This is a genomic window from Polaribacter reichenbachii (assembly GCF_001975665.1).
GTDB classification, from domain to species: domain Bacteria; phylum Bacteroidota; class Bacteroidia; order Flavobacteriales; family Flavobacteriaceae; genus Polaribacter; species Polaribacter reichenbachii.
Genome location: NZ_CP019419.1, coordinates 2,424,123 through 2,439,288, shown reverse-complemented (window position 1 = coordinate 2,439,288; position 15,166 = coordinate 2,424,123). Strand labels below are relative to the sequence as shown.

At 31.7% G+C, this 15,166-nt stretch carries 9 protein-coding genes; all 9 read right to left on the bottom strand.

The window, feature by feature from the left end; translation table 11 throughout:
* Positions 1–38 precede the first annotated feature (38 nt).
* The gene (locus BW723_RS10220; RefSeq protein WP_068357659.1) at positions 39–1,073 is read right to left on the bottom strand and encodes a phytase; all 1,035 of its coding nucleotides are present in this window, start codon (positions 1,071–1,073) and stop codon (positions 39–41) included.
* Positions 1,074–1,082: 9 nt separating this feature from the next.
* Positions 1,083–3,926, bottom strand: a complete 2,844-nt coding sequence (locus BW723_RS10215; protein ID WP_083139598.1) for a TonB-dependent receptor — start codon at positions 3,924–3,926, stop codon at positions 1,083–1,085.
* 325 nt (positions 3,927–4,251) lie between these two features.
* The gene (locus BW723_RS10210) at positions 4,252–4,563 is read right to left on the bottom strand and encodes a DUF3467 domain-containing protein (RefSeq protein WP_068357663.1); all 312 of its coding nucleotides are present in this window, start codon (positions 4,561–4,563) and stop codon (positions 4,252–4,254) included.
* 111 nt (positions 4,564–4,674) lie between these two features.
* A complete protein-coding gene (rpoC, locus tag BW723_RS10205; RefSeq protein WP_068357666.1) occupies positions 4,675–8,949 on the bottom strand; it encodes a DNA-directed RNA polymerase subunit beta' in 4,275 nt (1,424 codons plus the stop codon).
* 78 nt (positions 8,950–9,027) lie between these two features.
* Positions 9,028–12,789, bottom strand: a complete 3,762-nt coding sequence (rpoB, locus tag BW723_RS10200; protein ID WP_068357797.1) for a DNA-directed RNA polymerase subunit beta — start codon at positions 12,787–12,789, stop codon at positions 9,028–9,030.
* 198 nt (positions 12,790–12,987) lie between these two features.
* Entirely contained in the window at positions 12,988–13,365 is a 378-nt protein-coding gene (gene rplL / locus BW723_RS10195; protein ID WP_068357668.1) for a 50S ribosomal protein L7/L12, read from the bottom strand.
* A gap of 46 nt (positions 13,366–13,411) precedes the next feature.
* Entirely contained in the window at positions 13,412–13,933 is a 522-nt protein-coding gene (rplJ, locus tag BW723_RS10190; protein WP_068357671.1) for a 50S ribosomal protein L10, read from the bottom strand.
* A gap of 19 nt (positions 13,934–13,952) precedes the next feature.
* Positions 13,953–14,642: a 50S ribosomal protein L1 gene (rplA, locus tag BW723_RS10185; RefSeq protein ID WP_068357673.1), complete on the bottom strand. Its 690-nt coding sequence runs from the start codon at positions 14,640–14,642 to the stop codon at positions 13,953–13,955.
* A 20-nt stretch (positions 14,643–14,662) separates the two neighbouring features.
* Positions 14,663–15,100 carry a 50S ribosomal protein L11 gene (gene rplK, locus BW723_RS10180; protein WP_068357676.1) on the bottom strand — a complete coding sequence of 146 codons (438 nt, stop codon included), beginning with the start codon at positions 15,098–15,100 and terminating at the stop codon, positions 14,663–14,665.
* Between the last annotated feature and the right edge of the window lie 66 nt (positions 15,101–15,166).

The following is a 15,166-nucleotide window of genomic DNA, read 5'->3' as shown; positions in this document are numbered from 1 at the left end:
AATTTAGTACAACTTTTCAGCTATAAATATTTAGTTTTTTATTTAATTAATCTATCAAAATCATAGAAATAGAAATTCTTTTCATCATTCATAGCAACAAATAATCCGCTTTTAAAAGTATCATTTAAAGGTACAGTAACCACATCACATCCATCGGTTTCTAAGGTTGATAAATTTACTGCTTTTACAAATTCATTTGTAGTTCTATCAAATAAATTGAATTGCCCTTTTTGTTGATCAGAAACAATTATATAACCTTTTCCATTATCCATTTTGGCAATAGCAATTCCTTCTATATCTTCTAAAAAATACTTCCCACCAAAACAAGCAATTTCATCATTACCTTTTGTTGGTTCTGCATAGTATTTACGAACACAAGCACCTTCATCAGAATAATAAATAAAACCCATTTCTGAATCTACAGCAATAGCTTCAATTTCTTTTTTACCACTGAATTTACCAAATTTTCTCACCAAAGTCGATTTTATCAAATCGTTTTCTGCAGTCAATTTATACTGATATAAATATCCTTCTTTTGGTCCTGATTTTCTACCAACAATGGCATAAAAACTACCATCAAATTTAGACTTGTAAAAAGCAACACCCATTGGTAATCTGTTTTCTGGATTATTATTATCAGTAAAAACAGGAAAACCACCATTATCTAAAGGTTTCATTTCTGGAACAGAAAAAATTCTAATTTGTTGTTTTTCTCTTTCTGTAAAAACTAAAATGTCTGCTGTTGTAGAATCGTTGATTTTGAAACCATATTCTAAATCTACATTATTTGGTCTTTTTATATTTCTGATGGTTTTATTTTCAATAATTTTTCCATCTAAATCAAAAGCATAAATAGCACCATTTGTTTTTTTATCAGTTCCAAACACAATGCTTTTAGACGCATCTTTAGGATTTACCCAAATTGCAGGATCATCTGTATCGTTTATCGTTTTTTCTGTGATAACATCTGGTGTAATTGCTGGTAATTTACTACCAGAATTACAAGAAAAAAAGTAAAAAGCACTAAGTAATATAGCGCCTTTTACCAATTTATTTTTGTTTAATATTTTCATTTAGAAAGTTTATTTTTTAAATAAATCATACTTTAAACCAAAAGTAATTCTTCTTCCATAATATTCCATTTGCATAGTTCTATCACTTACACCTTGATAATAACGTAAAGGTTGATCTGTAATATTATTAACATCAGCATAAATACTTAAGTTGTTGTTAATTGCATATGTTGCATTAAAATCTAAGAAAAATTGTTGATCATAATAACGATCTTCAAAAGCATTACCTCCTATTTCATCTACATAAGCATCAGAAAAGTTAGCAGAAACTCTTACAGAAAATTTATTACCCCCATAAGCTAATGAACCATTAAACATATTTGGTGCTGTGTTTGGTAAATCTAAATCGTCTCTTTCATCTCCATCTTCGTTACGAATTCCGTTTGCATCCGAAGTTAAATAAGTGTAGTTTAAATACACACTAAAATTCTTTAAGAAACCAGGTAAGAAATCTAATTTTCTTTGAATTGCAAGTTCAATTCCGAAGATAGAAGCATCATCTCCGTTTAAAGGTTGATACACATCAAAACCAGAAGTACCTGCTCCATATTGATCTGTTGTAGTTTCTGATTGAAAAGTATAAATAAAATCGTTTATGCTTTTGTAAAATAATCCACCAGAAAGTATACCAACATTCTTAAAGTAAGTTTCTGCCATTAAATCGAAGTTCATAGAAGTTGTAGGCTCTAAATCAGGATTACCAACAAAAATTTCATCATCTCCAGTTACAACATCTAAAGTTGGTGTAATATCTGCGTAATTTGGTCTTGCTAAAGTGTTTGTCCAAGCAAATCTTACCACTGTATTTTTTGTAGCATCATATTTAAAATGTACACCTGGTAATACATTTGTATAAGAGCTTTCTTTAGTAGTTGTTCCATTTAAAGTGTCTTCATCTAAAATATTATTACCTGTTGCTGTTAAACTTGTATGCTCTAAACGAACACCTGCTAAAACACTTAATTTATCAGATAATTTTTGATTTGTCATTGCATAAGCAGCGAAAACATTTTCTTCTACATTATAATTATCTCTTAAAAACTCATCATCTACAGAATCTCCGTTTGTTAAATCTAAAGCACCTAACCATTCTTCTGATGCAAATAAACCTGCTTGATATCTACTACCAGCAAGATAATCTTCTTTTGAATAATCTTTGGTTGGTATACCATCTAAAGTAGGGTAAGCACTCTCTAAATCATATTCAAAAAAATTATTATCTCGGTATTTTGTTTTAAATCTACCTCTTGCACCGAATTTGATAAAACCATCTCCTTTACCAAAAAAATCTGCTGGTAATTCAAAATTTACAAAAACATTAAAATCTTCTTCTTCTGTATACTGATTTTCTTCGGTGATTTCTCCGTATTCAAAATTTGAAAGGTTACTAAAATCTGAAGCATCTACAGGAGAATAAAATGGAAATTCTGAGTTTGACACATTATTTTTAATGATATATTCTGATTCAAACTCTGCATATCTTTCATTTAATCTTTCTTCGGATGCTTTTGCTAAAGAAGCCATCCAATCAATTTTTAAATTACCAGCAACATGATTACCGCCTAAAGAATAATTTTGCATTCTTTGATCTTCTAAACGTCTGTTTTTATTTCTATCGTTATTAATACCACCTTTAGACTGTCTTTTAACTTCTACAGGAAACCTTACTGGAGTATTATCAGTAATTACAAAATCGCCAATTTCAATATCTTCTGCATCTAAAATTTCGTGTTCTAATCTAAAACGATTTTCTCTATCATCTCTCCAGTTATACATCGATTTAAAATAGATGTTATTGTTATCATTTATTTGAAAATCGAAATTTGCAGAAAAACTTCTACGCACTCTTTGTACTAAGTATGTTCTTTGTTCAAACACATTGGTATAAGGATTTACCTCTATTTCAACTTCATCAGTTCCATCAAAATAACCGAACTCATCTGTCCATTCTGCTTCTACATTATCAGAACCAAAATCGTTATCATTAACGGTTGCAGAAAGCATCCATCCAAACTTTTTATCCTTGGAACGATCACCAACTAAAAAAGAACCATTTAAAATTCTTTTGTTGGTAATTGTATTTACACCAGAACCTGCAGTTGCAGATAATCTAAAACTTTGTGGAGCTGTTCTAGTTATTAAATTTACAGAACCACCTAAAGCATCTGCATCCATATCTGGAGTAACAGCTTTGTTTACTTGAATAGATTGAATCATATCAGAAGGAATTAAATCCATTTGAATGTTTCTGTTATCTCCTTCTGCAGAAGGAATTCTACTTCCGTTTAAAGTTACCGAATTTAACTGCGGAGAAAGACCTCTAATTACAATGTTTCTAGCTTCACCTTGATCTACTTGCATTGTAATACCTGGAATTCTTTTAACAGCATCTCCAATATTTACATCAGGAAATTTACCAATTTGATCTGTAGATACGACATTGGTAATATTAATGTTATTTTTTTGAGTGTTTAATGCTTTTGATTGTCCACTTAATCTATAAGATGTAAACTGAATTTCATCTAATTCAATTCCTCCAGACTGTAATTCTAAGGTTACTTTAGTCGTTTCGTTTTCTTTTACAATAACTTCTTTGGTCATATCTTTATAGCCTAAATACGTAACTTTTAAAGTATAAGTACCTACAGGAATTGATACAATTGTAAATCTACCATCGAAATTAGTAACATCACCTTTTTCAAGGTTTTCTAAGGATACGTTTGCTCCAGGAACATAAATACCATTTTCATCAGTAATTAAACCTTGAATCGTACCTGTTTGTCCAAAAGACTTTGCTGCAGACAAGAATAGAACTGCAGAGAAAAGCATAAATTTTAATTTGTTTAGTTTCATTTTGTTTAGTTAAAATATTGAGCAAAATTAACTTTAGATAAATTTTTAAAGATTACCAAAATGAAAAGAAAAGGCTAAATTACAATTGAAAAATAGGCAGGATTAACGTTAATTTAATTTCAGTTTTACAATTATTTTAAAAGAAATTTAGAAAAATTATAATGATAAGAAAGTTCTATTTAGATAAACTTTGTATTTAAACCAATCTATAACACTATCTATAAGACCTTTATCAATAAAGTTTTGCACAAAAAATATTGTAAATTTTATTGATAAAAATCTTAAAAATAAAAAAAGTGAAACTTTCGTTTCACTTTTTTCTATTTTAAGCCTGACCTGTTGGTCCAAAATTCATAGGAATTGGTGGTTGCTCATAATCTTTTATTTCTCCATGTTGTTGCTCAAATTTACGAACATTATCTGCTAAAGCTTTTGTTAATCTTTTTGCATGTTGTGGCGTTAATATAATTCTAGATTTTACTTTTGCCTTTGGTACTCCTGGCATAATATTTATAAAATCTACAATAAATTCTGACATAGAATGATTAATTATTGCCAAGTTAGAATAGGTACCTTCTGCTACTTCTTGGTCTAATTCTATATTTAATTGTCCGTCTTTATTTTGGTTTTCTTCCATAGTTATGGGTTTGTAAAATTATTATCAATAAAAAAAGTTGAATTATTTACAGTAAAAATACTATAAACAATTCAACTTATATGTTTTAAACGTTAAAGTTCAAACGTTAAATTAGAAACTTTGTTCTATTTCATCTTTAGGCCCCACAATAATTTTATCGTAAGATCTCATACCTGTACCTGCTGGAATTTTCTTACCAACAATTACATTTTCTTTTAATCCTTCTAAAGTATCTATTTTACCATTTACAGCAGCCTCGTTTAATACTTTTGTTGTTTCTTGGAAAGAAGCAGCAGAAATAAACGATTTTGTTTGTAAAGAAGCTCTTGTAATACCTTGTAAAACTTGCTCAGCTGTTGCTGGTCTCGCATCTCTTGCAGTAACTAAGTTATTGTCATTTCTTCTTAATAAAGAATTTTCATCTCTTAATTGACGTGCAGAAATAATTTGACCTGGCTTTAAGTTTTCAGAATCTCCAGCATCTTCAACAACTTTCATTCCATAAATAGCATCATTATCTTTGATAAAGTCTGTTTTATGAATCAGTTGATTCTCTAAGAATAGAGTATCTCCAGAATCTATAATTTTAACTTTACGCATCATTTGACGTACTACAACTTCGAAATGTTTGTCGTTAATCTTTACACCCTGCAAACGATATACTTCTTGTATTTCATTTACTAAGTATTGTTGTACTGCAGATGGCCCTTTAATTCTTAAAATATCAGAAGGTGTTGTAGCACCATCAGATAAAGGCATACCTGCTTTAATAAAGTCATTTTCTTGAACTAAGATTTGATTAGAAAGCTTAACTAAATACTTACTAACATCTCCTGTTTTAGATTCAACAATAATCTCTCTATTACCTCTTTTAATTTTTCCGAAAGAAACTACACCATCAATCTCAGAAACTACAGATGGGTTAGAAGGGTTACGTGCTTCAAATAATTCTGTTACACGTGGTAAACCTCCAGTAATATCACCTGCTTTACCAGATTTTCTAGGAATTTTAACTAAAGTATGTCCAGATTCAACAGTATCTCCATCATCAACCATTAAGTGTGCACCTACTGGTAAACTGTAAGAACGTAATGCATTACCATCTTCATCTTCTATAATTAACGAAGCAATAATTTTCTTATTCTTAGAGTCTGTAATTACCTTTTCTTGGAAACCAGTTTGTTCATCAATTTCTACAGAGTAATTCATACCCTGTTCTAAATTATCGAACTTAACTTTACCAGCAAATTCAGAAACAATTACACCATTAAATGGATCCCATTGTACAACAACATCACCTTTCTTAATTGTCTTTCTTTCTTTATCAAAAATAATAGAACCGTAAGGTAAAATATTTGTACTTTGAGTTATTCCTGTTTTCTTATCTTTAATTTTGATTTCTGCAGTTCTTGATATTACAATATCAACTTCTTTACCTTCGTTGTCTTTACCAACAACAGTACGTAAATCATCAATAGTTACATCACCATCAAACTTAGCAATCAATTTATTTTCTTCTGATATGTTACCAGCAACCCCACCAACGTGGAATGTACGTAATGTTAACTGTGTACCAGGCTCTCCAATAGATTGTGCAGCAATTACTCCAACTGCTTCACCAATTTGAACTTTGTTACGAGTAGATAAACTTAAACCATAACATTTAGCACAAATACCTCTAGTAGATTCACATGTTAAAGCAGATCTTACTTCTAATCTATCAATACCAGAAGCTTCTACAGCATCTGCTAATTTAGATGTAATAGATTGATTAGCTTCTATAATTAATTCATCAGTTACTGGGTGATAAACATCTTGTAAAGATATACGACCTTCGATTCTGTCTGCAATAGACTCAACGATTTCATCATTTTTCTTTAAAGGTGTTACCTCTAATCCTCTTAATGTACCACAATCTTCTTCGTTGATAATAACATCTTGAGAAACATCTACTAATCTACGTGTTAAGTAACCAGCATCTGCCGTTTTTAAAGCGGTATCTGCTAAACCTTTACGAGCACCGTGAGTAGAGATAAAGTATTCAAGAATCGATAAACCTTCTTTAAAGTTAGAAAGAATAGGATTTTCAATAATTTCTCCACCACCAGCAGTAGATTTTTTAGGTTTTGCCATTAATCCACGCATACCTGTTAACTGACGAATTTGTTCTTTAGAACCCCTTGCACCAGAATCAAGCATCATATATACAGAGTTGAAACCTTGTTGATCTTCACGTAAACGCTTCATAGATAATTCAGTTAATCTGTTGTTGGTAGAACCCCAAACATCAATTACCTGATTGTAACGCTCTTTTTGCGTTAACATACCCATATTATAGTTACCAACAATAACATCAACTTCTTTATTTGCTTCATCAATCATAGATTGTTTTTCAGCAGGAATAATGATATCTCCTAATGAGAATGATAATCCACCTTGGAAGGCAAATTTATATCCCATATTTTTTATTTCATCTAAGAATGCACCAGTTGTAGGTATATCTGTAGCCTTTAAAATACCACCAATAATACCACGTAAGTTTTTCTTAGTTAATACCTCATTGATATAACCAGCAGCAGCAGGAACTTTTTCATTAAATAAAACTCTACCAACAGTAGTTTTAATAATTTTAGTTACTTGCTCTCCGTTTTCTCCTAAATCTTGAGTTCTTACTTTAATACCAGCATTTAAGTCTACCATTTCTTCGTTAAAAGCAATAGTAACTTCTTCTGGAGAATAGAAAGTTAATCCTTCTCCTTTAATTGGTACTTCTGGAGTAGAAATTCTTTCTTTAGTCATATAGTATAAACCAAGTACCATATCCTGAGAAGGTACAGTAACTGGAGCACCATTTGCAGGGTTTAAGATATTATGAGAAGCTAACATTAATAATTGTGCTTCTAAAATAGCTTCTGGTCCTAATGGTAAGTGAACCGCCATTTGATCTCCATCAAAATCGGCATTAAATGCAGAACACGCTAATGGGTGTAACTGAATCGCTTTACCTTCAATTAATTTTGGTTGGAATGCTTGAATACCAAGTCTGTGCAAAGTAGGAGCCCTGTTTAATAAAACTGGATGCCCTTTAATTACATTTTCTAAAATATCCCAAACAACTGGTTCTTTTCTGTCTATTATTTTCTTTGCAGATTTTACTGTTTTTACAATTCCTCTTTCAATTAATTTTCTAATTACAAAAGGCTTGTAAAGTTCAGCTGCCATATCTTTTGGCAATCCGCACTCAGACAATTTCATTTCTGGTCCAACAACAATTACAGAACGTGCAGAATAATCAACACGCTTTCCTAATAAATTCTGACGGAAACGTCCTTGTTTACCTTTTAATGAATCTGATAAAGATTTTAAAGGTCTGTTAGATTCAGTTTTTACTGCAGATGATTTACGTGTGTTATCAAATAATGAATCTACAGATTCTTGTAACATACGTTTTTCATTACGTAAAATAACTTCAGGAGCTTTTATCTCAACTAATCTTTTTAAACGATTGTTTCTGATAATAACTCTTCTATATAAATCATTTAAATCTGAAGTAGCAAAACGTCCACCATCTAACGGAACCAAAGGTCTTAATTCTGGTGGAATAACCGGAATTGCCTTCATAATCATCCATTCTGGATTATTTTCTCTATTTTTCTGAGAATCTTTAAATGCTTCAACAACATTTAAACGTTTTAACGCTTCAGTTTTACGTTGTTTAGACGTTTCTGTATTTGCTTTATGTCTTAATTCAAAAGATAAAGACTCTAAATCAATACGAGCTAATAAATCAATTAAACACTCAGCTCCCATTTTAGCTATAAACTTATTTGGGTCTGAATCGTCTAAATATTGATTATCTTGTGGTAACTCATCAGCAATATCTAAGTATTCTTCTTCCGTTAAGAAATCCATTTTTTGTAATGGTTCTCCTTCTGGGTTTTTAGCAATACCTGGCTGAATTACTACGTATCTTTCGTAGTAAATAATCATATCTAACTTTTTAGATGGTAACCCTAAAAGGTAACCCATTTTGTTAGGTAATGATCTAAAGTACCAAATATGAGCAACTGGTACAACTAAATTGATGTGACCTACTCTGTCTCTACGTACTTTCTTTTCTGTTACTTCTACACCACATCTATCACAAACAATTCCTTTGTAACGTATTCTTTTGTACTTACCACAAGCACATTCATAATCCTTTACAGGACCAAAAATACGCTCACAAAATAAACCATCTCTTTCTGGTTTATGAGTACGATAATTTATAGTTTCTGGTTTTAAAACTTCTCCTTTAGAGATTTCTAGAATCGCTTCTGGAGATGATAAACCAATTGAGATTTTGTTAAACTTTTTTACAGTGTACTTCTCTTGTTTTCTTGCCATGTCTTTTAATAAGTATTCAGTTGGCAGTATTCAGTTTTCAGTAACAAATTGCTACTGAAAACTGGTTACTGAAAAAATTTATTCTTCTAATCTAACGTCTAATCCTAAACCTTTAAGTTCATGCATTAATACGTTAAACGATTCTGGTAAACCTGGTTCTGGCATAGCTTCACCTTTAACAATACTTTCGTATGTTTTAGCTCTACCCATAACATCATCAGATTTTACAGTTAAGATTTCTCTTAATATGCTTGATGCTCCATAAGCCTCAAGTGCCCAAACTTCCATCTCTCCAAAACGCTGACCTCCAAATTGTGCTTTACCTCCTAAAGGTTGTTGTGTAATTAACGAGTATGGTCCAATAGAACGCGCGTGCATTTTATCTTCAATCATGTGCCCTAACTTAATCATATAAATGATACCAACTGTTGCTGGTTGATCGAAACGTTTTCCTGTTCCACCATCATATAAATAAGTGTGTCCAAATCTTGGTACACCAGCTTCATCTGTAATTCCGTTAATCTGATCTAAAGATGCTCCATCAAAAATTGGTGTTGCATATTTAGTATCTAATTTTTGACCTGCCCAACCAAGAACAGTTTCATAAATCTGACCAATGTTCATACGAGAAGGTACACCTAATGGATTCAATACGATATCTACTGGAGTTCCGTCTTCTAAGAAAGGCATATCTTCTGCTCTTACAATACGAGCAACAATACCTTTATTTCCATGACGACCTGCCATTTTATCACCCACTTTTAACTTACGTTTTTTAGCGATGTAAACTTTGGCTAATTTTAAAATACCTGCTGGTAATTCATCTCCAACTGAAATTGTAAATTTCTGACGACGTAAATTACCTTGTAAATCATTTACTTTAATCTTATAGTTGTGAACTAATTCACCTACTAAACTATTTAAGTCGCTATCAGTTGTCCAAGAACCTGTTAAATGCACATAATCATCAACAGAATTTAACATTTTTAGAGTATATTTTTTACCTTTTGGTAAAACTTCTTCTCCTAAATCGTTAAATACACCTTGAGAAGTTTTACCACTAATTAAAGTGAATAATTTCTCAATTAATTCGTCTTTTAAACTTTCGAATTTAGAAACGAAAGATTGTTCTAAAGTAGCAACAGCTTCTTTATCTCTTAATCTCTTGTTCTTATCTTTTACAGCTCTTCTGAATAATTTTTTATCAATTACTACACCTCTTAAAGATGGAGAAGCTTTTAATGATGCATCTTTTACATCACCTGCTTTATCACCAAAAATAGCACGTAATAATTTTTCTTCTGGAGTTGGGTCAGATTCTCCTTTTGGTGTAATTTTACCAATTAAGATATCACCAGGATTAACTTCAGCTCCAATTCTTATCATTCCATTTTCATCTAAATCTTTTGTAGCTTCTTCAGAAACGTTAGGAATATCATTAGTTAACTCTTCAGTACCTAATTTTGTATCTCTAACATCTAAAGAATACTCATCAATATGAATAGATGTAAATATATCTTCACGAACAACTTTTTCAGAAATTACAATTGCATCCTCAAAGTTATACCCTTTCCAAGGCATAAAGGCTACTTTCATATTTCTACCTAAAGCTAATTCTCCTTTTTGTGTTGCATAACCTTCACAAAGTACTTGTCCTTCTTCTACTCTATCACCTTTTTCTACAATCGGTTTTAAGTTGATAGAAGTACCTTGGTTGGTTTTTCTAAATTTAATTAAGTTATAAGATGTTTCATCAGAATCAAAACTTACCATTTTTTCTTCTTCAGTTCTATCGTACTTAATTGTAATTTTATTAGCATCTACATAAGTAACTACACCTGCTCCTTCTGCATTAATTAGAATTCTTGAATCTTTTGCAACTCTACGCTCCAAACCTGTACCAACAATTGGAGATTCTGGACGTAATAAAGGAACTGCTTGACGCATCATATTCGACCCCATCAAAGCACGGTTGGCATCATCATGCTCCAAAAATGGAATTAAAGATGCAGATATAGAAGCAATTTGATTTGGAGCAACGTCCATATAGTCAATTGCATCTGGGCTAACAACTGGGAAATCTCCTTCTTCACGAGCAATAACTCTATCAGACACAAAACTACCATCTTCATTTAATTCTAAATTAGATTGGGCAAATTTCATACCTTCTTCCTCTTCAGCACTTAAATAAGTTGGTTCTGCTTTTTCTACAATTCCGTTGTCAACTTTTCTATAAGGTGTTTCTATAAATCCTAAGTTATTCACTTTTGCAAATACAGAAAGTGAAGAAATTAAACCAATATTTGGTCCCTCAGGAGTTTCGATAGGACATAAACGTCCATAATGAGTATAGTGAACATCACGAACCTCAAAACCTGCTCTTTCTCTTGATAAACCACCTGGCCCAAGTGCAGATAATCTACGTTTGTGGGTAATCTCTGCTAATGGATTTGTTTGATCCATAAACTGAGATAATTGGTTGGTACCAAAGAATGAATTAATTACAGATGATAATGTTTTAGCGTTAATTAAATCAATTGGAGTAAACACCTCGTTATCACGCACATTCATACGCTCACGAATTGTTCTAGCCATACGTGCTAAACCAACACCAAACTGTCCTGCTAATTGCTCACCAACAGTTCTTACACGTCTGTTAGATAAGTGATCAATATCATCTACCTCTGCTTTAGAGTTGATTAACTCAATTAAATATTTAATAATAGTTATAATATCTAATTTTGTTAAAACTTTTTGATCTATAGGCTCATTTAATTGAAGTTTAGTGTTCATTCTAAAACGACCTACTTCACCTAAATTATATCTTTGTTCAGAAAAGAATAATTTATCGATAATACCTCTTGCAGTCTCCTCATCTGGCGGTTCTGCATTACGTAATTGTCTATAAATATGCTCTACAGCTTCTTTTTCAGAGTTTGTAGGATCTTTCTGTAATGTATTATGAATAATAGCATAATCTGCCATATGGTTATCTTCTTTATGAAGTAAAACCGTTTTAGCACCTGCATCTATTATTTCATCTATATGTTCTTTGTCTAAAATTGTATCACGATCAAAAACGATTTCATTTCTTTCGATTGATACAACCTCTCCAGTATCTTCATCAACAAAATCTTCATGCCAAGTTTTTAAAACTCTCGCTGCTAATTTTCTTCCTAATACTTTCTTTAATCCAGCCTTAGACACTTTTACCTCTTCTGCAAGGTCAAAAATCTCTAATATATCTTTATCTCTTTCAAAACCAATGGCTCTGAATAATGTTGTAACTGGTAATTTTTTCTTTCTATCAATATAAGCATACATTACTTGATTGATATCTGTAGCAAATTCTATCCAAGATCCTTTAAAAGGTATAACTCTTGCTGAATATAATTTTGTCCCATTTGCGTGGAATGACTGACCAAAGAATACACCTGGTGATCTGTGTAACTGAGAAACTACAACACGCTCTGCACCATTAATTACAAAGGTACCAGAGTTTGTCATATAAGGAATTGTACCAAGATAAACATCTTGCACAATAGTTTCGAAATCTTCGTGTTCTGGGTCAGTACAATATAGTTTTAGACGTGCTTTTAAAGGTACACTGTGCGTAAGTCCCCTTTCTATACATTCTTGAATAGAATATCTTGGTGGATCTACGAAGTAATCTAAAAATTCTAAAACGAATTGATTTCTTGTATCTGTGATTGGAAAGTTATCCATGAAGGTTTTATATAAACCTTCTTCTCCTCTTTCTTCTGCTTTTGTTTGAAGTTGGAAAAAATCTTGAAAAGATTTTACCTGAATATCCAAGAAATCTGGATACTCTTTAATCATTTGAGAAGTTGCGAAGTTGATTCTTTCAGTAGTGTTTTTCGTTGCCAAAAGAGAATATTTTTTTGATTAAAATCTGAATTAAAGTAAAGAACGAATATAGACACAAAATGGTTTAGGTCTAAAAACAATAGTTTTTAGTACCTAAACCTAAATTTGTTTTCCTGTTTTTGATTCTTACAAAAATCAGGAATATGTATTTTACTTAAGCTCTACTTCAGCTCCAGCTTCTTCTAAAGATTTTTTAAGACCTTCTGCCTCATCTTTAGATACGCCTTCTTTAATTGGTGCTGGTGCACTATCTACGATACCTTTAGCATCTTTTAATCCTAAACCAGTTAATTCTTTAACTAATTTTACAACTGCTAATTTAGAACTACCTGCTGCAGTTAAAATTACATCAAATTCAGTTTGCTCTTCTGCTGCATCATCTGCACCACCTGCTGCTGGACCTGCTACTGCTACTGCTGCTGCTGCTGGCTCAATACCATACTCGTCTTTTAAAATAGTAGCTAATTCATTAACTTCTTTTACTGTTAAGTTAACTAATTGCTCTGCGAAATCTTTTAATTCTGCCATTTTAATTGTTTTTAAAATTTTGTTTTATTATAGTTTATTTGTGCGCTTATTCTTTTTCAGATAAAGTTTTAATAATACCTGAAAGTGTTTGTCCACCAGACTGTAATGCTGAAATAACATTCTTAGCTGGAGACTGTAATAATCCAACGATTTCACCAATAAGTTCTTCTCTAGATTTAATATCTACTAAAGAATCTAATTGATCATCACCAATGTAAACAGATTCTTCTGCAAAAGCACCTTTTAAAATAGGTCTATCTTTTACTTTCTTTCTGAATTCTTTGATTAATTTTGCTGGAGCATTTGCTGCTTCAGAAATCATCATTGATGTATTACCTTTTAATACTGATGGTAAGTCTTCAAATTCTTTATCTGAAGCTTCCATTGCTTTTGCAAGTAATGTATTTTTAACAACTGATAACTGGATACCTGCTTTAAAACAAGCTCTTCTTAAATTAGAAGTAGTTTGTGCATCTAATCCTGAAATATCTGCTAAGTATACTGTATTTGTGTTTGCTAATACTGCTGTTAAATCTTGTATTACTTGTGATTTCTCTTCTCTAGTCATAATTATAAGTTTTAACGTATTAAACAGTTTTTACTTCAACAGCAATACTAGGACTCATAGTACTAGACATAAAAACGCTTTTTACATACGTTCCTTTTGCAGTTGTAGGTTTCAATTTAATAATAGTTTGTATTAACTCGTTTGCATTTTCTTCAATCTTCTTAGCATCAAAAGATACTTTTCCAATTGCTGCGTGTACAATACCAGTTTTATCAACTTTAAAATCGATTTTACCAGCTTTTACATCTGTAACCGCTTTTGCAACATCCATTGTTACAGTACCAGTCTTTGGGTTTGGCATTAAACCTCTAGGACCTAATATTCTACCTAAAGGACCTAATTTACCCATAACACTAGGCATTGTAATAATTACGTCTACATCTGTCCATCCTCCTTTAATTTTTTGAAGGTACTCATCTAACCCAACATAATCTGCACCTGCTGCTTTTGCATCTGCTTCTTTATCTGGAGTTACTAATGCTAAAACTTTTACATCTTTACCAGTTCCATGAGGTAATGTTACAACACCTCTAACCATTTGATTAGCTTTACGAGGATCTACTCCTAAACGAATTGCTAAATCTACTGATGCATCAAACTTTACATTAGTAATGTCTTTGACTAGCGCTGAAGCAGCTGCTAAATCATAAGATTGAGTTTTATCAACCTTAGCGTAAGCTTCTTTTTGCTTTTTTGTTAATTTTGCCATTTTACTACTTTTTATAAAGTTTATGCTGGTGCATCACCTTTTACTGTTAATCCCATAGAACGAGCTGTACCTGCAATCATACGCATTGCTGAAGAAACTTCAAAGGCATTTAAATCTACCATTTTGTCTTCTGCAATAACTTTAATTTGATCCCAAGTAACTGATGCTACTTTCTTCCTGTTTGGTTCTCCTGAACCTTTTTTAATTTTGGCCGCTTCTAGTAACTGAACTGCTGCAGGAGGAGTTTTTACAACAAAATCAAACGATTTGTCTTTGAAAACAGTAATAACAACAGGTAAAACTTTACCTTGTTTGTCTTGCGTTCTTGCATTAAACTGTTTACAGAACTCCATAATGTTAACACCAGCAGCTCCTAAAGCGGGTCCAACCGGCGGCGATGGATTCGCTGCGCCTCCCCTTACTTGTAACTTAACTACTTTACTAACTTCTTTTGCCATTTTAAAAATGTTTAATGATTTATTTTAAGTTGGAAGCCAAAAAATAAATCTATATATTTGTGTAAC

Coding starts and splice junctions, on each gene's coding strand:
- BW723_RS10220 (WP_068357659.1), bottom strand. CDS start 1,073: ATGAAAATATTAAACAAAAATAAATTGGTAAAAGGCGCTATATTACTT.
- BW723_RS10215 (WP_083139598.1), bottom strand. CDS start 3,926: ATGAAACTAAACAAATTAAAATTTATGCTTTTCTCTGCAGTTCTATTC.
- BW723_RS10210 (WP_068357663.1), bottom strand. CDS start 4,563: ATGGAAGAAAACCAAAATAAAGACGGACAATTAAATATAGAATTAGAC.
- rpoC (WP_068357666.1), bottom strand. CDS start 8,949: ATGGCAAGAAAACAAGAGAAGTACACTGTAAAAAAGTTTAACAAAATC.
- rpoB (WP_068357797.1), bottom strand. CDS start 12,789: ATGATTAAAGAGTATCCAGATTTCTTGGATATTCAGGTAAAATCTTTT.
- rplL (WP_068357668.1), bottom strand. CDS start 13,365: ATGGCAGAATTAAAAGATTTCGCAGAGCAATTAGTTAACTTAACAGTA.
- rplJ (WP_068357671.1), bottom strand. CDS start 13,933: ATGACTAGAGAAGAGAAATCACAAGTAATACAAGATTTAACAGCAGTA.
- rplA (WP_068357673.1), bottom strand. CDS start 14,642: ATGGCAAAATTAACAAAAAAGCAAAAAGAAGCTTACGCTAAGGTTGAT.
- rplK (WP_068357676.1), bottom strand. CDS start 15,100: ATGGCAAAAGAAGTTAGTAAAGTAGTTAAGTTACAAGTAAGGGGAGGC.